The sequence below is a fragment of the Mesorhizobium sp. M1295 genome, from assembly GCF_040318135.1.
Lineage (GTDB): Bacteria > Pseudomonadota > Alphaproteobacteria > Rhizobiales > Rhizobiaceae > Mesorhizobium.
Map to the genome: position 1 here is coordinate 143,184 of NZ_JAMYLU010000012.1, position 25,176 is coordinate 168,359.

A 25,176-nucleotide genomic window follows, 5' to 3' on the forward strand; every position below is an offset into this window, starting at 1 on the left:
CTGCGCTCTTTACACGAAACACTCCCTCGACAAAACTGCAGCGACGTCTATTTCAGGCGATCATTTCCCAAGCATCATCGCGAGGCTTCCATGACCGTCGTCACGCCGAAATTCGGGATGGGCGCCTCGGTGCTGCGTCGCGAGGCCTTCAAGGGCGCCGGGGAGGCGAGTACGATCGGGTCGACGCGTGCCGCGCTCAATGAGGTGACCGACGCTCTCTATAGCGCCTACGGCATCAGACATATCGACATGCCCGCAACGCCGGCGCGCATCTTGGCGGCGATCCAGGAAGCAAAAGGGGCGTGACAGCCGAACGGGACTTGCCAGTGCTTGCTGCCGGCGACCACGCCGGCGAACACAGCACGCTAACCGGGATCGTGCTCAAGATCGTATCGGTGGCGGTCTTCGTCGGCATGTCGTCCTGCATCAAGGCGGCAGGCACGGTGCCGGCGGGCCAGATCGTCTTTTTCCGCTCCTTCTTTGCCATCTTTCCGATCATCGCCTTCCTCGCCTTCCAGGGGAAACTCGGCACCGCCTTTTCGACAAAGCGCCCGCTCAACCACATTGCGCGCGGTGTTGTCGGGGTTTGCGCCATGGGGCTCGGCTTCTTCGCGCTGACGCGGCTGCCGCTGCCCGAGGCGATTACGCTGAACTACGCGCAGCCGCTGCTGGTCGTGGTGTTCAGTTCGATCTTCCTCGGCGAAGCCATCCGCATCTATCGCTGGAGCGCGGTTGCCGTCGGCCTGGTCGGGGTGCTGATCATCTCGTGGCCGGAACTGACGCTGCTGGGCTCGGGCGCTGCCCTTGGCGACCAGGAGGTGCTCGGCGTCATCGCCGCCCTCATGGCCGCGGCGATCTCGGCCATCGCCATGCTCCTGGTGCGCAACCTCATCCAGAGCGAGCGGACGGCGACCATCGTGCTGTGGTTCTCTGTGACGGCGAGCGTCATGGCGCTGCTTTCGCTGCCATTCGGCTGGCAGGCGCTGACGCCAGTGCAGGCGGGGCTTCTGATTGCCGCGGGTTTTTGCGGCGGGCTCGGCCAGATCCTGATGACCTCGGCCTATCGCCATGCCGAAGCTTCGGTCGTCGCACCGTTCGAATACACCTCGATGATCCTCGGCGTCGTGGTCGGCTATCTGGTCTTTGGCGACGTCGCCACGATCAACATGCTGGTCGGCGGCATTATCGTCGTCGCAGCGGGCATTCTCATCATCTGGCGTGAGCGCCAGCTCGGCCTCGAACGCACCCGCACGCGCAAGGCGATCGCGCCACAGGGGTGATCAGCCTTTCGCCGCGTCGGCCCGCCCTTTCGCCAGCCGCACCAGCACCGCCCGCGTCTGCTCGTCGGCCGGGAAAAAGGATTCGATCGCCAGCTCCGACAACGTCACGTCGAGCGGCGTGCCGAATACGGTGATGGTGCTGATGAACGACAGCATCGCGTCGCCATGGGCAAGCTTGAGCGGATGGACAATCGCATTCGGTTCGACCGGCGCCGGCCGGCTGCCTTTGAGGCCGGACGGATAGGCCCGAAGCTCGCGCTCGAGCTCGACCAGCACCGGATCGGCGGTAGCATCGTTCTGCTGCTTCAGCCGCTCCAGAAGATGCGTCCGCCATTCCGCAAGGTTGACGATGCGCGGCGCGATGCCGCCCGGATGCAGGCTGAGGCGCAGCACGTTGACCGGCGGCGTCAGCAATGAGGCATCGGCGACATTGGCGAGGAACGGGCCTATGGCGGCGTTCGCCGACACCAGGTTCCAGTGCCGGTCGACGGCAAGCGCCGGGAACGGCTCGTGCGCCTTGAGCACGGTCTCGACCGCCGCCATCGCCGGCGCCATCGAGGCATCGTCAAGCGGCCGCTCACTGAAGCTCGGGGCAAAGCCGGCGGCCAGCAGCAGCTGGTTGCGCTGCCTGAGCGGGATCGAAAGCTGCTCGGCCAGATGCAGCACCATATCGCGCGAGGGTGCGGCGCGGCCGCTTTCGACGAAGCTCAGATGCCGCTGCGAGATCTCGGCCTCCATGGCGAGGTCGAGCTGGCTCATGCGCCGGCGTGTACGCCATTCGCGAATGAGACTGCCGGCGGAAATCTGGACTGCTGTCATGACGAGATGACTAGGCCGGTGGGAGAGGGATTTCAATTACCTGGGAAGTCATCGGCACTGTCTTTCCCTTCTCCACCACAGAGAGAAGGAAGAGGCGCGCGAACCTCAACTCAGCGCCCGCAACTTCGCCTTCACTTCGAGGAAATCCCGCCACGCCAGCTTCTTGTGCGCCGGCGTCCTCAGGAGATAGGCCGGATGCAGGGTCGGCATGGCGGGAATTGCGACGCCGGATGGGGTCGTGTGGACGCGCCAGTTGCCGCGCAGCCGCAATATGCCTTCGGAGGTGTTGAGCAGGGTCTTTGCCGACGGGCCGCCGAGATTGACCAGCACTTTCGGAGCAACCAACTCGATCTGCCGTTCGATGAACGGCCGGCATATCTCGGTCTCGTGCGGCGTCGGCGTGCGATTGCCCGGTGGCCGCCAGGGAATGACATTGGCGATGTAGACTGAATTTCGATCAAGACCGATCGCGGCCAGGATGTGGTCGAGCAGCCGGCCAGAGCGGCCGACGAACGGCAGGCCCTCTATGTCCTCGTCGCGGCCCGGCGCTTCGCCGACCAGCATCACCTCGGCAGTCGGATTGCCGTCGGCGAACACCAGGTTCTTGGCCGTGAATTTGAGATTGCAGCCGTCGAATGCCGCCATGTGCTGGCGAAGCTCGTCGAGGTTTGCCGCCGACCTCGCCAGTTGCCGCGCCAACGCCGCCTGCGCCTCGTCGGGCACCGTTGCGGTGGCCGGAGGCGTTCGCACTACCGGTGCCGTGTTCGGTCTCTCGCCCATTTCGGCGCGCGACACGCTCGTCGAGCGTTGCGGCGCCGCATTTTCACCGGCCGGCAGAGCGGCCGCCGCGGGTACCCGCTCCGGCGGCCTGGCTTCTGCAAACCTGTTTACCGGCTGTTCTTCAAGTGCCTCATCGACGCCAGCGCTGGCGTAGAAGGCCAGCAGCTCGGCGAGATCGGCTCGGTTATTGTGGGGGGCGGCAGTCATGGTTTCACATTCGGCCGCGGAGCTTGAATTTGCAAGTTCAGCTCGACGGTATGCGCGGATCCTGCACCAGATAGAACGTCCAGCGCGGCGTATAGTCGGTGATCAGGAAATAGAAGCTGGCGGTCTTCAGCGGGTCGATCTTGCCGTTCTTGAACAGCAGGCGGTCATACGGTTCGAAATTGCGGTCGAAATCGGCGTAGCTGCTCGACCAGATATTTTCGGGCGTTTTGTTGCGCTGGTCGAACGACAGGCCGTCGCCGAACACGCTCGGCTGGTCGAGGATCTCCTGGAGTTCGAACTGGAACTCGACCCAGGCCTGGCCGCTATTGTTGAGCACGTCGATGCGCATGTACATCAGCCCATTGGCGAAGTCTCCAGCCTTGCCGAACGGCTGGATCGGCTTGGTCGTGCGAATGGCTAGCGTTACCGGCGTCGCTGAATTCAGCTCTTCGGTGATGACGAGCGGATCCTCCTTCGTGCCGACGCCCGAAGCCCCGGTGATGCGGAAGCCGCCGCGCTCGTCGGAAAAGGAGTAGGCGCCGGTCGCCCAGACCAGTCGTGGGTCGGCGCGGGCATCAACGGCCGCCAGCGGCAGAAGCGCCAAGAACGCCGCACGGCAAATCCGGCCGGGCGTGAAAAAAAAGCGCGTCGATGAAAAGCCAGCCGGCCCGAATATGCGCATGGCGGGAAGTATGGCCGATAAGCAAGCCGTCGAACAATTAAAAACATCAGTGCGACATATCTCTACAAACGGAATAGGATTGAAGATTGGTGCTCGCCACCGCGAATCTGTGCGGCAGGACGCGACTTTTTGACGAAATCGGTATTGTCACGTCCGCGCCGGTTTCCCGTCGCTATTTGATGCGCTATGCAGCGCGTGAGCCAGCAAGATGCCGGGAATAGCGAGCCAGTGAGGGGTCGATGAGCGATATCGAACGCGAAAGCATGGAATTCGACGTGGTCATCGTCGGCGCCGGCCCGGCCGGCCTCGCCGCCGCGATCCGTCTCAAGCAGGTCAATCCCGAGCTTTCCGTTGTCGTGCTGGAAAAGGGCGGCGAAGTCGGCGCGCACATCCTGTCCGGCGCCGTCGTCGATCCGATCGGCATCGACCGGCTGTTGCCGGGTTGGCGCGAAGAGGAGGGTCATCCCTTCAGGACACCGGTCACCGACGACCATTTCTTGGTTCTCGGCCCCGCCGGTTCGTTCCGTCTGCCCAATATCCTGATGCCGCCGCTGATGAACAATCACGGCAACTATGTCGTCTCGCTCGGCAATGTCTGCCGCTGGCTGGCGACAAAGGCCGAGGCGCTGGGCGTCGAGATCTATCCGGGCTTTGCCGCGGTCGGCCTGCTCTACAACGAGGCCGGTGCGGTCACCGGCGTCGTCACCGGCGACATGGGCGTCGAGAAGGACGGCACGCACGGCCCGGGCTTTGCGCCGGGCATGGCGCTGATGGGCAAATATGTCTTGATCGGCGAGGGCGCGCGCGGCTCGCTGGCCAAGCAACTGATCGCCAAATATCACCTTTCCGACGGTCGTGAGCCCGGAAAATACGGCATCGGCCTCAAGGAACTCTGGCAGGTCAAACCGGAAAACCACCGGCCGGGCCTTGTCCAGCATTCCTTCGGCTGGCCGCTCGATATGAAGACCGGCGGCGGCTCCTTTCTCTACCATCTCGAGGACAATCAGGTGGCAGTCGGCTTCGTCGTTCACCTGAACTACAAGAACCCCTATCTGTCGCCCTTTGACGAGTTCCAACGCTTCAAGACCCATCCGGCGATCCGCGGCACCTTCGAGGGCGCCAAGCGGCTGGGCTATGGTGCCCGCGCCATCACCGAAGGTGGCTGGCAGTCGGTGCCGAAACTGTCCTTCCCCGGCGGTGCGCTGATCGGCTGCGCGGCCGGCTTCGTCAACGTGCCGCGCATCAAGGGCTCGCACAATGCCGTGCTCTCCGGAATGCTGGCCGCCGAGCATGTCTGTGATGCGATAGCCGCCGGCCGCGCCAATGACGAACTGGCCTCCTATGAGGCCGCCTGGCGCGCCACCGATATCGGCAAGGACCTGAAGAAAGTGCGCAACGTCAAGCCGCTGTGGTCGCGCTTCGGCACCATTGTCGGCGTCGGCCTTGGCGGGCTCGACATGTGGCTGAACACGCTGTTCGGCTTCTCGCCCTTCGGCACGATGAAGCACGGCAAGGCTGACTACGCCACGCTGGAACCGGCCGCCGCGCACCAGAAGATCGCCTACCCGAAGCCGGACGGGGTGCTGACCTTCGACCGGCTGTCGTCGGTGTTCCTGTCCAACACCAACCACGAGGAAAACGAGCCGGTCCATCTGCTCGTCGCCGACATGGACCTGCAGAAGCGCTCCGAACATGACGTCTATGCCGGGCCCTCGACGCGTTACTGCCCGGCTAGCGTCTACGAATGGGTCGACAAGGACGGCAATGCCGCCGCCGATCCTGCGGCCAAGGATGTGCGCTTCGTCATCAACGCGCAGAACTGTGTGCACTGCAAGACTTGCGATATCAAGGACCCGAACCAGAACATAAATTGGGTGCCGCCACAGGGCGGCGAGGGCCCGGTCTACCAGAACATGTAAGTCACAAGGTTTGCTCCGGACCAAACAAGATGAGGAGCAGCGCAACCATAGGATTGTTGAATAGACCGCCTGCCTGTGTTTCCTTTCTGTGACGACAGGGAGGAAGGAAAATGCGTCTGGCAGTTCTGACGAGCGCTGTGGCGATCGGGGCGTTGTGCACCCCTTTAGCCTTGGCCGACACTAAAGTATTGGTCAAGACACGAACTTATAACATTGCCGGAACCACCGGCGCGGCCCTGATCGAGGCCATGGATCGCAGTGGGCCGAAGCACGGCTTCATGACCCACGCCATCGCGCAGACCGGCTACAGCGTCGATGATTGGACCTTCGACGCCTATACGGAAAACGGCGTCTGCCGCCTGCGCCAGGCCAACGGGACGCTCAATCTCTTCTATACCTATCCCAAACTGGCCTCAGCCACGTCGCCGGCACTGCAGAAGCGGTGGAAGCGGTTCTTCGCTGGCGTCCGCGCCCATGAAGAGACCCATGGCCGCATCGCCAGACAGATGATGCGGGCCACCGAAAAGTCGGTTCGAGGGCTGACAGTCGATGATGACCCGCACTGTTTCGAGGCACGTCGCGAGGCAAAGCGCCGGATCAATGCCATCTATGCCGAATATGAAGCAAAGCAGAAGGCCTTCGATGCGCGCGAGCATCGCGACGGCGGCCCCGTCGAGCACCTCATCCGCGCTTTTGTGGGCCAATAATAAGCCAGGGTAGAGATTGGACTGCGGATTTTCAGCTTCGGGCCCCGCCAGGCAGCGCCGCAAATGCGGTCGCCGTCTGGTGCTCGTCGAGCGGCTCTTGTCCACCCGAGCGCAGCGAAAATTCCACCAGCACCGGCAGATGGTCTGAGCCGGTGTCCCCAAGGGTCGACGCCGAACGGATGGCGATAGCGCCCTTGCTGAAAACCTGGTCGATCGGCAGTCCGGCGAAGCGCAGGAAATCCGGCAGCTTTCTGTAGAGCCAGGTCGGCCCGACCGATGGCATTACAGTCAGCTTGCCAAGCGATGCGACGCGCCGGACAGCGGCGCTCCATGGCGCTGCGTTGCAGTCGCCCGCCAGGATCGACGTCTCGCCAAGCGAGACGATTTCGTTCGACAGTCCGTCAATCTGCCGTGATTGGTTGTGCGGCCATGGCCAGGTGAGGTGGATGGCGGCGACATCGACGTCGGTTCCGCCGAAATCGACCGTAGCGATTGCCATCGCGCCGCGGCTGTCGCAGTGCGGCTCTGTGCCCGCGGCAAACGGTCGTCTGGACAGCAGCGCAACGCCGAACACGCCATTGGGATACGGGCAGAGGATCCGGTAGGGATAAGCGCCGGACAGCAGCCCAAGCTTTGCCTTCCACATTTCGGACACCTCATCGAGGGTGATCACATCAGGCTGGGTCCGACCGATCAGCGACAGCACCTTCTCAGGCGTTGGATTGTTGAACCTGAGGTTCATCTGCAGCAGGCGGTAGTCCGCCTCGCCCCGGGGCCTGGCTTCGTAGGCGGCCTGCACCTGCCATAGCCGCGAAAGCGGCAAGGCATTCGACGTGGTGGCAAAGGCGGCCACCGCAAACAGCAATGCGGCGGCGGCCTGCAGGCGAAACGAGGTGGCGAGCAGCGGCAGCGCGCAAAGCGCCATCAAGACGGCAAAATGAACGCGGAAATGAGCAAAGGAATCGAAGGCCGGATGCAGCGATCCGAAGAACCCGGCCACCAGCGCGACCGAGAGTGCAAGCATTGCGACGAACGCCAGCGCAACCGTCATGTCTCGAACACGTGCCATCGCTTTGTCTATCGGCAGAAATGCGGTTCAATCAAGATGACGAAATGTCCTGACCTGGACCGACAAATGCGATCGGCACTTACTGGAAGGCAGTTTCCGAAAAGCTCCTGAGCTTGCGCGAATGCAGCCGCTCCATCGGCATTTCGGCCAGCTTCTCCATCGCCCTGATGCCGATGGTCAAATGCTGCGCGACTTGCCGCTTGTAGAATTCGGTCGCCATGCCAGGCAGCTTCAATTCGCCATGCAGGGGCTTGTCGGAGACGCAAAGCAGCGTGCCATAGGGCACCCGGAAGCGAAAGCCGTTGGCGGCGATCGTCGCCGATTCCATATCGAGCGCGATCGCCCGCGACTGCGACAGCCGCTGCACCGGCCCGCGCTGGTCGCGCAACTCCCAATTGCGGTTGTCGATGGTGGCGACGGTGCCGGTGCGCATGATGCGCTTGAGGTCGTAGCCGGAAAGCCCGGTGACCTCGGCGACCGCTTCCTGCAGCGCCACCTGGATTTCAGCCAACGGCGGAATCGGCACCCAGACCGGAAGGTCGTCGTCGAGGACATGGTCTTCCCGTACATACGCATGCGCCAGCACATAATCCCCCAGCGCCTGCGTGTTGCGCAGACCGGCGCAATGGCCGAGCATCACCCAGGCATGCGGCCGGAGCACCGCGATATGGTCGGTGATCGTCTTGGCGTTGGAAGGGCCAACGCCAATATTGACCATGGTGATGCCGCCATGGTTCGGCTTCTTCAGATGATAGGCCGGCATCTGCGGCAGGCGAGGCGGCGCGGCACCCTCACCGGGCGCGCTGTCCCCGACTTTGGTCACAATATTGCCCGGCTCGACGAACTCGACGTATCCGTCACCGCCATTGGCCATCAAATCGCGTGCACGGGCGACGAATTCGTCGATATAGAACTGGTAATTGGTGAACAGCACGAAGTTCTGGAAATGCTGGGGACTGGTCGCGGTGTAATGCGACATCCGATGCAGCGAATAGTCGATCCGTTGCGCGGTGAACGGTGCCAGCGGCCGTGCCTCGCCCAATGCCACTTCGAACGTGCCGTTGGCGATCTGGTCGTCGGTGCCGTCGAGATCCGGCACGTCGAACAGGTCACGGATCGGCCGTTTAATGCGCTCGGCAGCAGTGCCGTCGACATGCGTGCCTTCGAGAAAGGCGAAATGCAGCGGGATGGGAGTGGTCGATTCCGAAACCGTGACCGGAACGCCGTGGTTGCGCATGATCAGCCGAAGCTGTTCGGTGAGATAGCTTTCGAAAAGGGCAGGCTGGGTGACGGTGGTCGAGAAATGCCCCGGCGTCGGCATGTGGCCATAGGCCTGCCGCGAGTCGATCTGGGTGAACGAACTCGTGGTGACGCCGATCTCCGGATAGAAGGCCCGGTAGCGTTTGTTGTTGTCGCCGCCCGCGGCGAGCGCGGCAAATGAATCGCGCAGGAACTTGGTATTGCGGTCGTAAAGCACCTGCAGGGCGGCGACCGCCTTCTTGGCGTCGTTGAAGCTCTGTCGGCCAAACGGCTCCGGCGTGACGACCGATTCAATGGCTTGGGGATAGATTCGCTTTTCCATGACCCAATATAGAGAGTTGGGCGCGCGGTTGGGAGGGGGTAAGGCGGTCTCAGAACGCTGTTGGGCGTTTTCTTTCCTGCGATTCAACCGCGCCGCAGGCTGACCAGCAGCACAAAGCCGAGACCGGACTTCCTCAGCGCAGGCGCCTCGATGGTCGAACCGGCATCGGCGCGCATCGTCGGTACGGCCAGAACCGGGGCCGCCAGAAGCATTAGGATGAGCGCCGTCCGCGGCAGAAGCCGAAGGGTCTTGAGGACGTTGGCGGTGAGGTGGGTCATGGCGTGGTTTTCTAGATTCTCGCTGTCGGGTTCAGTGGCGAAGCTGGTTCGGGCAACCGAGCCGGCAGGAAATGGCGACGTCCCAGGCGCGGGCCGGACGGCCGGCTTCGGCGACAAGGACAGCGAACAACATGCCGAACAGGCTCATCAGCAGGCAGACGATGGTGAAGCGGCGGGCAAGCATTGCGCGGTGTCTCCTTCAACACGCATGACAATGCCTTGCCCCGGCTGAACCAGCTCTGATGCCGGCGTTCATCTGGGGTTCAAAATGGTTGATGATCTCTGGACGGGCCGCCTTGAAAGCAGCGACCGATGGCGACGCCGTGGCTGCGAGACCGATAACATGAAAACGGGGCCAACTGGCCCCGCTCATCCCGGCAGGAATGGCTCGATCAGAGCTTATGCCAGGTCTGGCTCTTGCAGATCAGCCCGCCGAGCACGCAGCCGCTCATCTTGAGCGAACTGCCGGAAAGCGACGCCTTGCCCGAATAGGTCTTGTCGGTTTCCGGGTCGGTTATCGTGCCGGCATATTTGTTGTCGCCGGCCACCTTCAGTGAACCGATGTTCTTGCCGGCAAATTTGCCGGATTTGAGCGTAATCGAAAATGCCCCGCCGCCACCCGAAATGGCGGCAGTCGATCCGGCTTGCGTTTTCCAATTGCCTTCGATCGGATCGGCCCATGCCGCGCCGGTCATCGTTATTGCGGCCGCGAGGGCCAGGCTCACTTGTCGAAACATGTCTCTCCTCCCTCAGGCAAGTCAATCGGGCTCCGCCCCGGCCGTCTGCCCCTTACGCAAACGTAAGCTAGTCCAGCTCTCGGAAAAACAAAAGCGGTGCCGCGACGGAAGGGTTGCGGGTTTTTGCCCGCTCCCGAACGGCCGCGCCGGCGAAAAATGAAACGGGCCGCACACGTCTTTGTGTTCCGTGGTTAGCGGAGTCTTGATCCGCGCCTCGCAAGTTTTCTTCAAATTTTGTGCAAACCGGCGCGATTGCTGGCTTTGTATCCTTAACGAATTTTCGCGTTTACCTCTTGTTTTAGCTTTGTTTTCCTCAAATTAAGCACGCCATTTAACGACGGATTCAAGCCTCCGCGGCATTCTCGAAAGCATCGAAAGAGAGCCGCCCCGAAGGTAGTCAAGGACACCGAGGGACAGACGGAGACACCTCTCGGGAGCCAGAACAGGGGATTTGAAATGGCACGTTTTGAAATGCTTGAAGCCGGCTTCGGCGCCATGGGGGCAACTGCCCAGGCCGATATTCTTTTCGAGTTGGGCATGATGTATGCGACCGGCCGCGATTGCGAGACCGATGTCGTCGCCGCCCACAAATGGTTCAATATCGCCGCGATCAAGGGTTCGGCCCGCGCCGCGGAACTGCGCTCTGAATTGTCGGCCGCCATGTCGAAGGTAGAGATCGCCAAGGCGCTCCGCGAAGCCCGCGAATGGATGACGATGCACTGAATTCGTCAACGTCGACTTCACGGGGTACTGAGTTCACGACAGGGACGCTTCGGGTCAAAGCCGCGCAGACGGTTAGGCCCGAAAAATCAAGGCCGCGCAAGACGGCTGGGCTAACAAGATCAAGAACACGGCAGCGAGCTGTGCAATAGACAGGGAAGGCGAGCGGTTCCTGGCGCCGATGCGTTGGGAAGCTCGATGGCAAAAGCCGCGACCGGCCGGAACAAGGCTGGCGCGGCTTTGTCTTTGGGACCGCGTGTTGCAGGCCCAATCGAGTGCCGACGATGCGCCTAGACAGCTCCGGTGAAGGATGAAATTCTCCCGCCACTCTGGAAGAGGCGCGGCCGGGACGGTCGCGCGAGAGTGGAGGAGTTGTGTCACCATGAAGAAATTCAGTATCTTGAGCGCCGCCATATTTGGCCTGATGATGACCGCGCCGGTCGCCTTCGCCGACGACATCACCTTTTCGGTGGTCGGACCGATGACCGGTCAGCTTGCCACCATCGGCGACCAGTTCAAGCAGGGCGCGCAAGCCGCCACCGACGCGATCAACGCGGCGGGCGGCGTCGACGGCCGCCAGATCAAGCTCGACATCGAGGATGACCAGTGCGATCCGAAGCAGGCAGTTTCGGTCGCGAACCGCATCATCGCCAATGGTGTCAAGTTCATCGATGGCCATGCCTGCTCGGGCTCCAGCATCCCGGCCTCCGCTGTCTACGCCGAAGCCGGTGCGCTGATGATGAGTCCGGCTTCCTCGAACCCGGTGCTGACCGACGCAGCGGCGAAGGCCGGCTGGCCGACGATCATGCGCCTCTATACGCGCGACGATGCGCAGGGCGCTTTCATCGGTCCATGGATCGCCAAGAAATATGCCGGCAAGAACGTCGTCATCATGCACGACAAGAGCGCCTATGGGCAGGGTGTGGCCGATGCCGTCAAGGCAACGATGAACCAGAACGGTCTCAAGGAGATCCTCTACGAGGGCATCAACGCCGGCGAGAAGGACTACTCCGCGCTTGTTACCAAGCTCAAGGAGCTGAAAGCTGATGTCGTCTATTTCGGCGGCTATCATCCCGAAGCGGGCCTCATCCTGCGCCAGTCGGCGGAGCAGAACCTCAAGTTCCAGCTGATCATGCCGGACTCGATCGCTTCGCCGGAATTCTGGCAGGTTGCCGGTCCGGCCGGTGAAGGCACCATGTTCGTCTTCCCATCGGATCCGCAGGCGAAGCCCGAAGCCAGGGAAGCCATCGCCAAGATCAAGGCCGGCGGCTTCGTGCCGGAGGGCTTCACGCTGTTTTCCTATGCGGTGATCCAGGCCTTCGCCGAAGGCATCAAGCGCGCCGGCAGCGACGACCCGGCCAAGGTCGCTGAAGCGTTGAAGAACGGCCAGCCGATCAGCACGGTTGTCGGTCCGGTCACCTTCGACGAGAAAGGCGACCTCAAGAACGCCAGCTACGACATCAACCAGTGGCACGACGGCAAATACGCCCCGATCCAGCCGTAATGGCCGCGGCGCCGCAAGCTGCGCTGGTGTAATCGAACATGGCCGGGGTCAAACCCGGCCATGTTGTTCTTGGCGATGCCTTTGTGACGCGTTCGAGATCACTTCGTGGATAGGGAAACAGCAGTCAGCTGTGGTTCCTCGGCAAAGCGAACCAGCACGGTTCCGTCGGTGACCTGCGCGCCTTCGGCAGCGATTTCGGCGATTACCCCGTCATGGGGGGCGGCAATGGTGTGCTCCATCTTCATCGCCTCCAGGATCAGCAGCGGCTGCCCCTTGATCACGGCCTCGCCTTTGCCAGCACGAACCAATTTGACCAGTCCCGGCATTGGCGCGCGCAGGCTGCCGGAAGCGGCTGCGGCTTCGTCGGCCCGCGCCAGCGGATCCGGCACGGCAAAACCGTAGCCGATGGCGCCTTCGAAGACCGTGACGTGGCCCGGCCAGCGGGCGAGGCGAGGCGCGGCGCGGAGATCATGCGAATTGGCGCTGTCATAGGGGGCATCCAGCGCCACCTCGAACCGCCCGTCCGGCCGCACCGATACGCGCGCGACGATCCCCTGCTCGCCAAATCTCAGCAGCGTGCGCCGCGCCACCGCGTGGAAATGCGCATAGCCGGCCAGTGACGACCAGGGATCGTCGGAGGACGGCAAGTCGCCCGCACCAGACGCGGCAAGTGCCGCAGCGGCAATCGTCTCACCGCTCGGCGGCGGAACCGCCGTCAGCGCCTGCTGATGCCTGGCGATCAGGTCGGTATCGACATCGCCCGCCGCAAAATCCGCATCAGCGGCCAGCGCGGCAAGAAAGGCGGTGTTGACCGTCGAGCCGGCGATTTCGGTCTGCGACAGCGCCGCGCCGAGTGCCGTGAGCGCCGTCCGCCTGTCCTTGCCATGGATGACCAGCTTGGCGATCATCGGATCGTAAAACGGCGAGATCGCATCGCCGGCGCGCACACCGGTTTCGATGCGCATGCTCGCACCTTCGGGCGCCGGTTGCGGAAATTTTAAATGGTGCAAGGTGCCGGTCGCCGGCAAAAACCCTCTTGCTGCGTCCTCGGCATAGATGCGCGCCTCGAAGGCGTGGCCGGAGAGCGCGACCTCGCTCTGCGTCTTCGGCAGTTTTTCGCCGGAGGCCACCCGCAACTGCCACTCGACCAGGTCGATGCCGGTGACCATTTCGGTGACCGGGTGCTCGACCTGCAGGCGGGTGTTCATTTCCATGAACCAGAAACGGTCGGCCTTCAGACCTTGCGAGGCATCGACGATGAACTCGATGGTGCCGGCGCCGGAATAGTGGATTGCCTTGGCGGCCTTCACCGCCGCCTCGGTCATCGCCTTGCGCAACGCCGGCGTCATGCCGGGGGCAGGCGCCTCCTCGATCACCTTCTGGTGGCGGCGTTGCGCCGAGCAGTCGCGCTCGTAGAGGTGCACGACATTGCCGAAACTGTCGCCGAATATCTGCACTTCGATGTGGCGCGGCTTGTCGACATATTTTTCCACCAAAACGCGGTCGTCACCGAAGGCGGCCTTCGCCTCGCGCCGCGCGCCAGACAGTGCTTCCGAAAAATCATCGGGATGCTCGACGCGCCGCATGCCCTTGCCGCCGCCACCGGCGCGCGCCTTGATCAATACGGGGTAGCCGATCTCGCGCGCCTTGGAGGCGAGCAACACGATCTCCTGCGCCTCGCCATGATAGCCCGGCACCACCGGCACGCCGGCCTTTTCCATCAGCCGCTTAGCCGCGTCCTTCAATCCCATGGCGCGGATCGAGGCCGCCGACGGCCCGATGAAGATCAGCCCCGCCGCGACCACCTGGTCGACGAAGTCGGGATTTTCCGAGAGAAAGCCGTAGCCCGGATGAATGGCCTCGGCACCCGTGGCCAAGGCCGCCGCGATGATCTTGTTACCCCGCAGATAGCTTTCGCCGGCAGGCGAGGGACCGATATGCACCGCCTCGTCCGCCGTCTCGACATGCAAGGCGCGAGCGTCGGCGTCAGAATAGACGGCGACGCTGCGCACACCCATCCTGCGTGCCGTGCGGACCACCCGGCAGGCGATCTCGCCACGGTTGGCGATCAGGATCTTGGCGAACATCGGGCCTCCACAGGCAGAGCTCGCCGCCAACGGCGCGAATTCTCTTCACGCGAGCTGCGGCAATACCCCGCTTTGTAATCTGGCCGTCAAAGGATAGGCAAGCGAGGCCTGCCTACTTGGAGGCCGCGATTTCGCAAGCTCCACCGGTCGTGACCTTGTAATGGCTGCGGGTGGCCTGGCAGGATTTCATAGCCATATCCTCGGCAGCCTTTTGCGAGGGCGCATTCAAGCGCGAGCCGCACATGATGTACAACGAACGCACTCTGGAATACGGAGTGGTCGCATAGGCTGAATGGCCGCTGGCCGCCACATACGCCTTATATGCCTTGGTACACGGCCGATCCGCGGTTGCCGGCAAATACGGGTAGAAACGGACGTCGCCCTTGCTTCCAGCTAGCGATTCGGCAGCGCCAATATTCGGTGCAGAGGCCACGAACAGTGCAAGTACCAATATGGTTGCTCGCCTGATGGATAAAGATTTCATTGCCCAACCCATTTGAAAAACCCAAGACTGGCAGATATTCAGCTATTTGGAGGCGGCTATTTCGCAGCCTCCGCCTGTCGTAACCTTATAACTGTTGCGGGTGGCCTGACAGGATTTTAACGCCAACTCTTCGGCAGCTTGCTGTGATGGTGCATTCAAGCGCGAGCCGCATATGATGTACAGCGAACGCACCCGGGAATACGGAGTGCTTGCATAGGCCGAATGGCCACCGGCCGCTACATAGGCCTTGTAAGCCATGGTGCATGGATCCTTCGGATTCTTCGGCAAATAGGGGTAGAAACGGGTCTCGCCCTTGCTTCCCGCCAGCGATTCCGCCGTTCCTATGCCAGGTGCCGTGAATACAAGAAAGCCGGCAAGTATCGAAGCGATTGTACTTTTGACGTGTCTCGGTGTCATTTTTCCCCCTGGAAGAGCGAACGCCAACAGCATCTCCTACTTGGAGGCAGCGATGCTGCAAGCTCCCGCGGTTGTGACCTTGTAGCTCCTCTTGGCTGACTGGCAGGATTTCAGCGCCTGCGCCTCTGCAGCCTTTTGCGACGTTGCATTTGCACGCGCGCAAATCATGAACTCGGTCGCCCAATTGAATGGAGTCGACGCATAAGCGGAATGGCTGCCGGTCGCCACATAGGCCCTGTATGCCTTCTGACAGCCTCCCGTCGAGCCAGGTGCGAAATAGACGGGATAGCGGCTGTCGCCCTTGCTTCCCGCCAGCGACTCCGCTGCTCCGATACCGGGCGCCCCCAACACGAGCAACCCTGCAAATATGGATACAGTTGTTTTCTGAAAAAGCTGAAGTCTCATCTTCGCCCTATCCCCCATTGCTATCTGGCCCTTTGATGCCGAAAGCTACTTGGAAGCGACTACGCCGCAGCCGCCGACCATGTCCACTTTGAACTTCTTGCGACCGGATTCGCATGACTTAAGCGCGAGCGCTTCGGCAGCCTTCTGGGACGGTGCGTTAATGTGCACGCCGCAGACGAAATACAGGACCCTTGCTCCGGTGATGGTCGATGCGTAGGCGGAATGACCGGCCGCAGCCACATAGGCGTTGTAGGCCTGCCTGCAATTGCCTTCCGAGCCTTGCTGAGGGAGATACACGAAGGAACGCTTGTCGCCGACTTTCCCAGCCAGCGACGCCGCTGCACTGACGCCAGGCGTCGCTAATATAAGCAACCCCGCAAGTATAGACGCAGTTGTTTCCTTGAAAAGCCGCCGTTTCATCTTCGCCCAATCCCCATTGGTATTTGCGATGACCAATAGCCGTAATTCTTTCGGCTGGCCAGATGAAGAAGCAAAAAAATGGTCTGGAGGTGTGGACGGGTTCGTCGCCCGCGCAGGGTCACACCCTGCCGAGTGCAGCAACGACCCGCTGATACAGTTCGGCCGTCGGCTCGTCGAAGCAGCAGAAAATGACGGTTTCCGGAACGATGTTCTGGCCGATGAAGGCACTCACGGCACCGACAGCAATTTGCGTCGCCTGATCCTTAGGATAGCGGTAGACACCGGTCGAGATCGCTGGAAACGCCACCGTCCGGCAGTCCTTTGCGGCGGCGATTTCGAGTGACCGGCGATAGCAGGAGGCGAGCAGCTCGGCCTCTCCTTTGCTGCCGCCTTGCCAGACCGGTCCGACCGTGTGGATGATGTAGTGTGCCGGCAGCCTGTAGCCCTTGGTGAGTTTTGCCTCGCCAACCTTGCAGCCATTCAGCATCCGGCATTCGAACTCAAGCTCGGGGCCGGCCGCCCGGTGGATGGCGCCGTCCACGCCGCCGCCGCCGAGAAGCGAGGTGTTGGCGGCGTTGACGATTGCATCGACCGCCAGCTTCGTGATGTCGCCGGTGTGAACGCGAATCCTCTGGTCGATTTCGCTCATCTCACATCCTGAACACGCCGAACCGGGTCTCCTCGATCCCGGCGTTCAGCGCGGCCGACAGGCTTAGCGCCAGCACCTCGCGGGTCTTCGCCGGATCGATGATGCCGTCGTCCCAGAGCCTTGCCGACGAATAGAGCGGGTGACCTTCATGCTCGTACTTCATCAGGATCGGCTTCTTGAATTTTGCTTCCTCTTCGGCGCTCCACTCGCCACCCTTGCGCTCGATGCCTTCGCGCTTGACCACGGCCAGCACCGTTGCTGCCTGTTCGCCGCCCATCACCGAGATGCGGGCATTCGGCCACATCCACAGGAAGCGTGGCGAATAGGCGCGTCCGCACATACCGTAATTGCCGGCGCCGAACGAGCCGCCGATGATCACGGTCACCTTCGGCACCTTGGCCGTTGCGACCGCCATGACCAGCTTGGCGCCATCCTTGGCGATGCCGCCGGCCTCGTATTTTCGCCCGACCATGAAACCGGTGATGTTTTGCAGGAAGACCAGCGGGATCTTGCGCTGGCAGCACAGTTCGATGAAGTGCGCGCCCTTCAGCGCGCTTTCCGAAAACAGCACGCCATTGTTGGCGACGATGCCGACCGGCATGCCGTTGAGATGGGCAAAACCGGTGACCAGCGTGGTGCCGTAATTCTGCTTGAACTCATCGAACTCGGAGCCGTCGACGATGCGGGCGATCACCTCGCGCACGTCGTAAGGCTGGCGCAGATCCGTCGGTACGATGCCGTAGAGTTCATGTGGATCGTGAAGCGGTGGGATCGATTTCTTCAGGGCCAGGCTTACAGTCTTGTTCCGATTCAGGTTTTTGACGATACGCCGGCATATTGCCAGCGCATGCTCGTCGTCGAGCGCATAGTGATCGGCAACGCCGGAAAGCCTTGTGTGCACGTCGGCACCACCGAGGTCCTCGGCGGTGACGTCCTCGCCGGTGGCCGCTTTCACCAGCGGCGGCCCGCCGAGAAAGATGGTCGCCTGGTTGCGCACCATGATTGTCTCGTCCGACATCGCAGGCACATAGGCGCCGCCGGCCGTGCATGAACCCATGACGCAGGCGATCTGCGGAATGCCGGCGGCCGACATGTTGGCCTGGTTGTAGAAGATGCGGCCGAAATGATCGCGGTCGGGAAACACCTCGTCCTGATTGGGCAGATTGGCGCCGCCGCTGTCGACCAGATAGACGCAAGGCAGATTGTTCTGCAATGCGATCTCCTGTGCACGCAGATGCTTCTTCACCGTCAGTGGATAATAGGTGCCGCCCTTCACCGTGGCGTCATTGACGACGACCATGACTTCGGTGCCTTCGACGCGGCCGACGCCGGCGATGAGGCCGGCCGAGGAGATGTCCTCGCCATACATCGACCACGCCGCGAACTGGCCGATCTCGAGGAAGGGCGAGCCGGTATCGAGCAATTGGGCAAGACGTTGCCGCGGCAGGAGCTTGCCGCGCGAAACATGCCGCTCACGCGCTTCCTCCGAGCCGCCGTGTTCGACCGTAGCAGCCTTTTCCGCAATATCGGCGACCAGCGCCCGCATGCGCTCGGCATTGGCGCGGAAAATATCGGAGACGGGCGAGATCTGCGAGGTGAGGGGGGCCATGGCGCTACCGGATCAGCTCGATCTTGCAGCCGACATCCAGGTCGCCCCAGTCGCGATCGGCGGTGACGGCAATGGCGTTCTCGCGAATCGCCAGCGCCAGGCAGGCCCGATCGCCCAGCGACAAGCCGCGATGCCGCGTCAGTTGGCGAAGCTGGCCGGCGGCGATGCCCATCGCTTGGTCGAAAACGGCGATCGGCATGCCGAGACTTCCGAGGTCGTCGGCAGCCTGTTCCAAGCTGCGTCCCTTGTCGATCAGCTTGGCAATGATCTCGGCCGCATTGACTGAACTGCATTGTGCATCCGGCGCGAACCCCAAAGCATTCTCGGTGCCTTGCTCGTTGAGCAGGATTGCGAGCGCCGCCGAACTGTCCATGACGTAGGGCTTCATTTCACCCGCTTTCCTGTCGTCCCTTCGGCGTGAAGCCGGTCGAGACGCTTGTCGCTTCGACGCTGCTCTTCCCGCCGCTCCTTCAGAAATTCGTCGACGACGCTTTCACCGGGCTGTTTCAGCGCCGACAATTCGGCCTGAACGCGTCGCAGATTCTGCAGCCACGATCTTACCCGCAACTCGCCGTTTTCGACATGAAGGATCATGTCCTCGCCAGGCTTCACGCCCATCTCCTCGCGCATCGCAGCAGGGATGACGAAGCGCCCGCCCTCGCCAAGCTTGACGCGCTCGCGTTTCGCCGGAACCCGAAGCCGCGTTTTGCGAGCGCCAGCATCGAACTGTGCTTGCGGATCTTCATCAAATCCGGACTTTCCCGTTCTGCCCGCCATGGTCCGTCTCGCTTGTATTTATGGCATATGTCCAGAAGTATGCCATATCGTGCGGCTTCTGGCAAATCTCAAAAGAATGCCATTAGGCGCCCTCCGCCATGATTTCCCGCCCGATCAGCCAGCGACGGATTTCGCTGGTGCCGGCGCCGATCTCGTAGAGCTTGGCGTCGCGCAGCAGCCGGCCGGTAGGGTAATCGTTGATGTAGCCGTTGCCGCCCAAAAGCTGGATGGCGTCGAGCGCCATCAGCGTCGCCTTTTCGGCGGCGAACAGCACGCACCCGGCGGCGTCCTTGCGCGTCGTCTCACCGCGATCGCAGGCGGCGGCTACGGCATAGACGTAAGCACGCGCCGCATTCATCGTCGCATACATGTCGGCGAGCTTGCCTTGCACCAGCTGGAATTCGCCGATCGGCTGGCCGAACTGCTTGCGTTCGTGCACGTAAGGTATCGCCACGTCGAGGCACGCAGCCATCAGCCCGATCGGGCCGCCGGCCAGCACGGCGCGTTCGTAGTCGAGGCCCGACATCAGCACCTCGACGCCGCGCCCTTCCTCGTGCAGCACATTGTCGAACGGCACTTCGACATCCTCGAACACCAGCTCGCCGGTGTTCGAGCCGCGCATGCCGAGCTTGTCGAGCTTTTGCGCAACGGAAAAACCGGCAAAAGCCTTTTCGACGATGAAAGCGGTGATGCCGCGCGAATGGAGTTCCGGATCGGTCTTGGCGTAGACGACCAGCGTCTCGGCATCCGGCCCGTTGGTGATCCACATTTTGGTGCCGTTGAGCACGTAGCGATCATTGCGCTTTTCGGCGCGCAGGCGCAGCGACACGACATCTGAGCCGGCACCCGATTCCGACATCGCCAGTGCCCCGACCTTTTCGCCGCTGCAGAGCGAAGGCAGATATTTTTCTTTCTGTGCCTGCGTCGCCCAGCGGTTGATCTGATTGACGCACAGGTTGGAATGGGCGCCGTAAGAGAGGCCGACCGAGGCCGAGGCGCGCGAAATCTCCTCCATCGCCACGACATGGGCGAGGTAGCCCATGCCGCTGCCGCCGAAATCGGGATCGGCGGTGATGCCGAGCAGGCCGAGCCCGCCGAGCTCCACCCACAGATGTGCCGGGAATTCGTTCGAGCGGTCGATCTCGGCGGCTATCGGCGCGATTTTCTCCTGGGCGAAGCGCCGCACCAGATCGCGCAGCGCCTCGATGTCTTCGTCAAGCCCGAAGTTGAGCGTCTGCGTGTACATGCCGTTCCTCCCGGCGCACGACCGCGAAAATCGGGATCATGCGCGAAATCAAAGTGCTACAGCGTCCTTTGCGCGCTCGAATGGACGCACGGTGCCGTGGCTCGTCCTCGCGCCATCGCTCTTTGCTCCAACAAGGCGCATTGTCATTGCTAGATATGTAGCGGTGACTTCGGCGATCGACAGCCGTTCGCCCGGCCGGAACCACACGATGACGCCGGTCATCATCTGGATCAGCGCCATGGCGGTGAGCCCGGTGTCCTCGACGCTGAACAAGCCCGCTTCGACGCCGTCGCGCAGAATGGCGCGCAGCTCCTTCTCGTAAGCGGTGCGCATGCGCAGGATCTGCGTGAGTCTTTCGTGCGACAGGCTGCGCAGCTCCATGTTCGAGACATGGGTGGAATGGCGGCGTTCGACGTGGAAAGCGATGTGGTTTTCGACATAGGCGGCGAGCCGCGCTGCCGGATCGGCGCCGACAGGGCGTGTTGCGCGCCACGCCTCGATCAAGCCTTCCATATGCTCGCGCATCAGCGTGAACAGAAGGTCCTGCTTGGTCGGGAAATAGCGGTAAAGCGCCGCTGCCTGGACGCCGACCTCGGCCGCCAGCTGGCGCATCGACATCGCCTCGTAGCCGAGACGCGCAATCAGGCTGACCGCCGCCTCGCGGACCGCAGCTTCGGTCTTCTCTCCGTCGGAACCGGTCGTACGCGCCATGACAAGCCGCCTTTTCAGCACAATAAAACAAACGTTCAATTAATTCAAGGAGTGTGTTCGGGTAAGGCATTGGCTTCAGGTTTGCTCTATCTGCACCCTGGAGATTTTGTGCGATGGAAGCGAATGAGCAGGATCATGCCTTTCTAGGCAACAATCCTGAAACCCGCGGACATGTCGCGTGCCTCGATCTCCTCGACGTCAACTTTCGAAACCGCTGCCCCTGGCGGCCCTTGCCGAAGCCGTTCGATCATTGTCGAGACCGCCGCATCGGCCCCTGCAATCAAGGCTGTCACCGAGCCGTCAATTTCGTTGCGCACCCAACCGGCAAGGCCAAGTCCAGACGCCTCGCGCCGCGCCCAGACCCGATAGCTGACGCCCTGCACCTTGCCGTATATGCGTACCTGCACCGTCCGGTCGGCCATCGCGCTCTCCATCTTCTGAGTCGAGTCTGGCGCATCGCTGTGCAAATTCAACCAGGCAACGTGCATCGAAGGTCTCTCTGCCGATCGCTATCCGCCAGCTTCACGTGCGAGATAGGCGGCGTCTCCATCGAATGATTGACTAAGTCAAATAATAGACCATCATGGTCCTTAGGAGCGATCAGCCCGAAGGAGGTCGTCATGCCGGCCGATCGGAATGCCCTTGTCGCGGAGATACGTTGCTTCAATCGCTTCTACACGCGCCTGATCGGGCTGCTCGACCTGACCTTGACGCACAGCGCCTATACGCTGGGCGAGGCGCGGCTGCTGTTCGAATTGGGCGACCGATCCCGCGCTGCCGCCAATAGCGGCGGTGAGGCTGGGTTTCTGGCACGGGCGTTCCACCTCGATCTCGGGCCGGCGGCCTCCGAAATCGCCGCCGAACTCCGGCTCGATCCGGCCTATGTCACACGCATCCTGAGGAGATTCGCCGCCGCTGGCCTGACCGAGATACGCACTGACCCAGCCGATCGGCGCAGACGCATCCTGTCGCTAACCGCTCGCGGAAGTGCGGAACTCGCCAGGCTTCAGGCTGCGACGGATCGCGATCTCGCCCGGCTGACGGCCGGCCTCGCCGATGACGCGGCTGCCGAATTATCGGACGCCTTGAAACGCGTCATGCGCCTGCTTGGTGGTGGGGAGAAATAGCGGCAGTACTGGAGGTCGTGGTGTTCCGTCGCCCCTTTTGGCGCCTCAATTCCCCCGCGCTGCCGCCAGTGCGCCAGGCAGTTCCTCGGCAAAAATGTCGAGCTCGTGATCGAGGCCGACGCTGACCCGGATGCAGCGGTCGAGCACTGGCACCATCGGCTTGCGGATGAACACGTCGCGCGACAACAGCGCCCGCAGCACCTTCAGCGCGAAGGCGCCGTCGCGGCCGCAGTCGATGGTGACGAAATTGGTCGCCGAAGCCAGCGGCTTCAGCCCGTTCGCCTCGGCTATTCCGGCGATGCGCCGGCGGCCGGCCGCGACCCGCGCCACCACGCTCTCCAGCCAGGCCTGATCGGCAAGCGCCTCGACGCCGGCGATCTGCGCCATGCGGCTGACGCCGTAATGGTTGCGGATCTTCTCAAAATCGCGAATCACCTGGGCTTCGGCCACCGCGTAGCCGCAGCGTATGCCGGCTAGCCCATAGGCCTTGGAGAAGGTGCGCATGCGGATGACGTTCGGCCGCGCCACATCGATCGGCGGCATCGCTGAGGCTGGCCCTAATTCGCCATACGCCTCGTCGAGCACCAGCATTGTGGTCTCCGGCAAGGCCTCGATGAAGCGGCTGAGCTCGGCCGCTTCCCACCAACTGCCCATCGGATTGTCCGGGTTGGACAGATAGACCAGCGGCGCCTTGTCCCTGGCCACTGCCGCCAGCAGGCCGTCCAGGTTTTCCCGGTCGTTCTCGTAAGGCACCGCGACCAGCCGGCCGCCGACGCCGGCAACATGAAAGTTGAAGGTCGGATAGGCGCCGCGCGAGGTCACCACCGCGTCGCCGGGCGCCACATACATGCGCGCCACCAGGCTGAGCAGCCCGTCTATGCCTTCGCCGACGACGACGTTTTCGGCGCCGACACCGAGATGTCGGGCCACGGCTACCTTCAAATCGTGATTGTCGGGGTCGCAATACATCCACATGTCGCCGGCAATCTCGGCCATGCGGGCAACGACCCGCAGCGAGGGGCCAAAGCTGCTCTCATTGGCGCCGATACGGGCGCGAAAGGCGCGGCCGCGATCACGCTCCTGCGCCTCCGGACCGACAAATGGCACCGTCGAGGGAAGCGCGCTGATGATTGGCGTCAGGGGAGGGCGCATGGCAAAGGCTCGTTCAAAAAGGGCCTTCTTGCTAGCCTGCCGGCTGGGCCTGCGCAAGTTCCACGAACGGCGGCGACGGTCAGGCTGGATTCTCGCGGATCATTTTGCTAGCGAGACATGATGAGCAACCGACTGCCGCCCGCCTGGTCCAAGCATATAAAGTCCCACCCGGCGCCGAAAGTGGAACCGCCGAAGGCGAAACCATTGACGCGCGTGCAGGCCGACGACGCGCTGCTGAAACAGGCGTATGACTTGCAGCAGGCCAAGCGGTTGGCCGAGGCTCAGGAACTGTGCCGCCGCGTGCTGGAGCGCACGCCCAACCATCCCTTGGCATTGTATATCATGGGCACGCTGTTCATCGGGCTCGACGATGAAATGGCCTTGCGCTATTTGGCGCGAGCCGTCGGCGTGGAGCCCCGAAACCCCTATTATCACCTTAGTCTGGGTGAAGCTTATCTGAGGGTAAGCGAATATTCGCCCGCAATCACGCACATCCAGCACGCTCTGGAGTTGAAGCCCGATTTGGTGGAGGCGCTTTGCGCATTGGGGCGCGCCTACGTCGAATTCGACAAGGCTGACATGGCTGTGCCGGTTTACGAGAGAGCGCTCAAGATCAACCGCGATCATCCCCGCGTTCGGACGGGGCTGGCCAGCGCACTCACCGGTCTTGGTCGCATGGATGAAGCCAAAATCTATCTGAAGGAGGCGATCGAACGTCGCATCGCTATGCCCGCCGCCTATAATGAGCTTGTGCGTACGCGCAAATTCACCGAAGAGCCGGCCGAACTTAGGTCCATCCTGCGCGAGCTTGGTGAGCCAAAGCTTGACCCGGACAGTGCGACGACACTTCATCACGCTGCCGGCAAAGTGCTGAACGACCTTGGGCGCTACGAAGACGCGATAGATCATTTCAAGAAAGGCAAGCGGGCCGCCGGCTATAAGTTCGATCTGGAGACCTATCGCCGCTGGATCGACTCCACGATTGAGTTCTTCAACCCGGACATGTTGGCCGCCAAGGCGGGTTATGGAAGCCCGTCGGAAGTGCCCGTGTTTGTATTGGGCATGCCCCGATCGGGCACCACCCTGACCGAGCAGATTTGCGCGAGCCACCCGAATGTTCATGGCGCCGGAGAGCTGAAAAAGATAAGGCGAGCCGCAAATGCTATCGGCCTCACGAAGGTTTCAGCACGGACCTTGGACCAATCGATCGTTCCGATCACCCCCGACCTATCCAAAATGCTGGCCGAGGAGCACCTGTCCTATCTTCGTGAGCGTGCGCCGACCGCGCTTCGCATCGTCGACAAGATGCCCCGGAATTTCGAACTGATCGGTCTCATAGGGCTTCTCTTCCCCAATGTACGGATTATTCACTGTCGTCGCGATGCCATCGACAATTGCCTCTCGTGTTTTTTCCAGAATTTCTCCAAGGGACACAGCTACATCGCCGACCTGCAGACACTCGGGCTGTACTACCGTGAATATGATCGCCTGATGCGACATTGGGACAAGGTTTTTCCCGGACGCATCTTCGAAAGTCGCTACGAGACGCTGGTTGCGGATCAGGAGGCACAATCGCGCCGTCTGATCGATCATCTTGGATTGCCCTGGACGATACCTGCCTGCGCTTCTTCGACAAGGAGGGATCGGTCAACACGGCCAGTCGCTGGCAGGTTCGGCAACCGATCTACAGTTCATCTGTCAAGCGCTGGAAAAACTATGAGAGCGCAATCCAGCCGCTGATCCAGTCGCTCGGTGATCTCGCCGAGATTTGACTCGGGAATTGCAGTCGGCAATTTGCATTTGTGTGG

At 62.1% G+C, this 25,176-nt stretch carries 29 protein-coding genes and 1 pseudogene; 9 read left to right on the plus strand and 21 right to left on the minus strand.

Annotated features, from left to right (window positions below):
- Nucleotides 1–90: 90 nt before the first annotated feature.
- Nucleotides 91–306 (plus strand): hypothetical protein, encoded by a 216-nt coding sequence (locus tag NKH29_RS18205; protein ID WP_023718376.1) that lies wholly within the window; start codon nucleotides 91–93, stop codon nucleotides 304–306.
- The gene (locus NKH29_RS18210; protein ID WP_502911278.1) at nucleotides 303–1,280 is read left to right on the plus strand and encodes a DMT family transporter; all 978 of its coding nucleotides are present in this window, start codon (nucleotides 303–305) and stop codon (nucleotides 1,278–1,280) included. Before NKH29_RS18205 ends, NKH29_RS18210 begins: the two co-directional genes overlap by 4 nt.
- Here NKH29_RS18210 and NKH29_RS18215 read toward each other — a convergent pair whose 3' ends face one another.
- The 3 genes from NKH29_RS18215 to NKH29_RS18225 form a co-directional block, all read right to left on the minus strand.
- Entirely contained in the window at nucleotides 1,281–2,099 is an 819-nt protein-coding gene (locus NKH29_RS18215) for a helix-turn-helix domain-containing protein (protein WP_352481886.1), read from the minus strand. It abuts the gene before it with no gap.
- A 105-nt stretch (nucleotides 2,100–2,204) separates the two neighbouring features.
- Nucleotides 2,205–3,086 (minus strand): uracil-DNA glycosylase, encoded by an 882-nt coding sequence (locus tag NKH29_RS18220; RefSeq protein WP_023718373.1) that lies wholly within the window; start codon nucleotides 3,084–3,086, stop codon nucleotides 2,205–2,207.
- Between the two features lie 37 nt (nucleotides 3,087–3,123).
- Nucleotides 3,124–3,768 carry a hypothetical protein gene (locus NKH29_RS18225; protein ID WP_023718372.1) on the minus strand — a complete coding sequence of 215 codons (645 nt, stop codon included), beginning with the start codon at nucleotides 3,766–3,768 and terminating at the stop codon, nucleotides 3,124–3,126.
- On the opposite strand from NKH29_RS18225, the gene NKH29_RS18230 reads away from it, so the two are divergent.
- The 3 genes from NKH29_RS18230 to NKH29_RS18240 all read left to right on the plus strand — a co-directional run bounded on the left by NKH29_RS18230 (nucleotide 3,719) and on the right by NKH29_RS18240 (nucleotide 6,394).
- Nucleotides 3,719–3,901 carry a hypothetical protein gene (locus NKH29_RS18230; RefSeq protein WP_198030476.1) on the plus strand — a complete coding sequence of 61 codons (183 nt, stop codon included), beginning with the start codon at nucleotides 3,719–3,721 and terminating at the stop codon, nucleotides 3,899–3,901. The genes NKH29_RS18225 and NKH29_RS18230 overlap by 50 nt on opposite strands.
- A 106-nt stretch (nucleotides 3,902–4,007) precedes the next feature.
- Nucleotides 4,008–5,687 carry an electron transfer flavoprotein-ubiquinone oxidoreductase gene (locus tag NKH29_RS18235; protein ID WP_352588722.1) on the plus strand — a complete coding sequence of 560 codons (1,680 nt, stop codon included), beginning with the start codon at nucleotides 4,008–4,010 and terminating at the stop codon, nucleotides 5,685–5,687.
- A 110-nt stretch (nucleotides 5,688–5,797) separates the two neighbouring features.
- A complete protein-coding gene (locus NKH29_RS18240; protein ID WP_352856751.1) occupies nucleotides 5,798–6,394 on the plus strand; it encodes a DUF922 domain-containing protein in 597 nt (198 codons plus the stop codon).
- A gap of 31 nt (nucleotides 6,395–6,425) precedes the next feature.
- Here the strand turns inward: NKH29_RS18240 and NKH29_RS18245 are convergent, their stop codons facing one another.
- The 5 genes from NKH29_RS18245 to NKH29_RS18265 all read right to left on the minus strand — a co-directional run bounded on the left by NKH29_RS18245 (nucleotide 6,426) and on the right by NKH29_RS18265 (nucleotide 10,060).
- Nucleotides 6,426–7,463: an endonuclease/exonuclease/phosphatase family protein gene (locus NKH29_RS18245; RefSeq protein ID WP_353000232.1), complete on the minus strand. Its 1,038-nt coding sequence runs from the start codon at nucleotides 7,461–7,463 to the stop codon at nucleotides 6,426–6,428.
- A 79-nt stretch (nucleotides 7,464–7,542) separates the two neighbouring features.
- On the minus strand, nucleotides 7,543–9,045 hold the full coding sequence (locus NKH29_RS18250; protein ID WP_352494832.1) for an AMP nucleosidase: 1,503 nt from the start codon (nucleotides 9,043–9,045) through the stop codon (nucleotides 7,543–7,545).
- Nucleotides 9,046–9,128: 83 nt separating this feature from the next.
- The gene (locus NKH29_RS18255) at nucleotides 9,129–9,323 is read right to left on the minus strand and encodes a hypothetical protein (RefSeq protein WP_352494833.1); all 195 of its coding nucleotides are present in this window, start codon (nucleotides 9,321–9,323) and stop codon (nucleotides 9,129–9,131) included.
- 31 nt (nucleotides 9,324–9,354) lie between these two features.
- A complete protein-coding gene (locus tag NKH29_RS18260; protein WP_023718367.1) occupies nucleotides 9,355–9,507 on the minus strand; it encodes a hypothetical protein in 153 nt (50 codons plus the stop codon).
- 208 nt (nucleotides 9,508–9,715) lie between these two features.
- Entirely contained in the window at nucleotides 9,716–10,060 is a 345-nt protein-coding gene (locus tag NKH29_RS18265; protein ID WP_023718366.1) for a DUF2147 domain-containing protein, read from the minus strand.
- A 456-nt stretch (nucleotides 10,061–10,516) separates the two neighbouring features.
- Here NKH29_RS18265 and NKH29_RS18270 point away from each other — a divergent pair, with 456 nt between their 5' ends.
- Together NKH29_RS18270 and NKH29_RS18275 are read left to right on the plus strand one after the other, a co-directional pair.
- Nucleotides 10,517–10,783: an SEL1-like repeat protein gene (locus NKH29_RS18270; protein WP_010915070.1), complete on the plus strand. Its 267-nt coding sequence runs from the start codon at nucleotides 10,517–10,519 to the stop codon at nucleotides 10,781–10,783.
- Nucleotides 10,784–11,162: 379 nt separating this feature from the next.
- Nucleotides 11,163–12,284 carry a branched-chain amino acid ABC transporter substrate-binding protein gene (locus NKH29_RS18275; RefSeq protein ID WP_023718365.1) on the plus strand — a complete coding sequence of 374 codons (1,122 nt, stop codon included), beginning with the start codon at nucleotides 11,163–11,165 and terminating at the stop codon, nucleotides 12,282–12,284.
- A gap of 98 nt (nucleotides 12,285–12,382) precedes the next feature.
- Here NKH29_RS18275 and NKH29_RS18280 read toward each other — a convergent pair whose 3' ends face one another.
- The 12 genes from NKH29_RS18280 to NKH29_RS18335 form a co-directional block, all read right to left on the minus strand.
- Nucleotides 12,383–14,371: an acetyl/propionyl/methylcrotonyl-CoA carboxylase subunit alpha gene (locus tag NKH29_RS18280; RefSeq protein WP_023718364.1), complete on the minus strand. Its 1,989-nt coding sequence runs from the start codon at nucleotides 14,369–14,371 to the stop codon at nucleotides 12,383–12,385.
- 112 nt (nucleotides 14,372–14,483) lie between these two features.
- Complete coding sequence (locus NKH29_RS18285) at nucleotides 14,484–14,855, minus strand: hypothetical protein (protein WP_023718363.1); 372 nt, start codon at nucleotides 14,853–14,855, stop codon at nucleotides 14,484–14,486.
- A 42-nt stretch (nucleotides 14,856–14,897) separates the two neighbouring features.
- A complete protein-coding gene (locus NKH29_RS18290) occupies nucleotides 14,898–15,272 on the minus strand; it encodes a hypothetical protein (protein ID WP_023718362.1) in 375 nt (124 codons plus the stop codon).
- A 36-nt stretch (nucleotides 15,273–15,308) separates the two neighbouring features.
- A complete protein-coding gene (locus NKH29_RS18295; protein WP_023718361.1) occupies nucleotides 15,309–15,677 on the minus strand; it encodes a hypothetical protein in 369 nt (122 codons plus the stop codon).
- A gap of 45 nt (nucleotides 15,678–15,722) precedes the next feature.
- Nucleotides 15,723–16,097, minus strand: coding sequence for a hypothetical protein (locus NKH29_RS18300; RefSeq protein ID WP_023718360.1), 375 nt, complete (start codon nucleotides 16,095–16,097; stop codon nucleotides 15,723–15,725).
- Between the two features lie 118 nt (nucleotides 16,098–16,215).
- Nucleotides 16,216–16,746, minus strand: coding sequence for an O-acetyl-ADP-ribose deacetylase (locus NKH29_RS18305; protein ID WP_023718359.1), 531 nt, complete (start codon nucleotides 16,744–16,746; stop codon nucleotides 16,216–16,218).
- 1 nt (nucleotide 16,747) lies between these two features.
- Nucleotides 16,748–18,355 (minus strand): carboxyl transferase domain-containing protein, encoded by a 1,608-nt coding sequence (locus NKH29_RS18310; protein ID WP_352481873.1) that lies wholly within the window; start codon nucleotides 18,353–18,355, stop codon nucleotides 16,748–16,750.
- A gap of 4 nt (nucleotides 18,356–18,359) precedes the next feature.
- The gene (locus NKH29_RS18315) at nucleotides 18,360–18,743 is read right to left on the minus strand and encodes a type II toxin-antitoxin system VapC family toxin (RefSeq protein ID WP_023718357.1); all 384 of its coding nucleotides are present in this window, start codon (nucleotides 18,741–18,743) and stop codon (nucleotides 18,360–18,362) included.
- Nucleotides 18,740–19,132, minus strand: coding sequence for an AbrB/MazE/SpoVT family DNA-binding domain-containing protein (locus NKH29_RS18320; protein ID WP_023718356.1), 393 nt, complete (start codon nucleotides 19,130–19,132; stop codon nucleotides 18,740–18,742). The genes NKH29_RS18315 and NKH29_RS18320 overlap by 4 nt, the downstream gene beginning before the upstream one ends.
- Before the next feature lie 82 nt (nucleotides 19,133–19,214).
- Nucleotides 19,215–20,378, minus strand: coding sequence for an isovaleryl-CoA dehydrogenase (locus tag NKH29_RS18325; RefSeq protein WP_352481872.1), 1,164 nt, complete (start codon nucleotides 20,376–20,378; stop codon nucleotides 19,215–19,217).
- Between the two features lie 48 nt (nucleotides 20,379–20,426).
- Nucleotides 20,427–21,089, minus strand: a complete 663-nt coding sequence (locus NKH29_RS18330; RefSeq protein WP_352481871.1) for a TetR/AcrR family transcriptional regulator — start codon at nucleotides 21,087–21,089, stop codon at nucleotides 20,427–20,429.
- Between the two features lie 143 nt (nucleotides 21,090–21,232).
- Nucleotides 21,233–21,511: an acylphosphatase gene (locus NKH29_RS18335; RefSeq protein ID WP_352481870.1), complete on the minus strand. Its 279-nt coding sequence runs from the start codon at nucleotides 21,509–21,511 to the stop codon at nucleotides 21,233–21,235.
- A 198-nt stretch (nucleotides 21,512–21,709) separates the two neighbouring features.
- Here NKH29_RS18335 and NKH29_RS18340 point away from each other — a divergent pair, with 198 nt between their 5' ends.
- Nucleotides 21,710–22,216 (plus strand): MarR family winged helix-turn-helix transcriptional regulator, encoded by a 507-nt coding sequence (locus NKH29_RS18340; protein ID WP_352848254.1) that lies wholly within the window; start codon nucleotides 21,710–21,712, stop codon nucleotides 22,214–22,216.
- A 45-nt stretch (nucleotides 22,217–22,261) separates the two neighbouring features.
- Here the strand turns inward: NKH29_RS18340 and NKH29_RS18345 are convergent, their stop codons facing one another.
- Nucleotides 22,262–23,368, minus strand: coding sequence for a pyridoxal phosphate-dependent aminotransferase (locus tag NKH29_RS18345; protein ID WP_352856209.1), 1,107 nt, complete (start codon nucleotides 23,366–23,368; stop codon nucleotides 22,262–22,264).
- 120 nt (nucleotides 23,369–23,488) lie between these two features.
- Here NKH29_RS18345 and NKH29_RS18350 point away from each other — a divergent pair.
- Nucleotides 23,489–25,140 (plus strand): annotated as a pseudogene (locus NKH29_RS18350) (tetratricopeptide repeat-containing sulfotransferase family protein).
- Nucleotides 25,141–25,176: the final 36 nt, after the last annotated feature.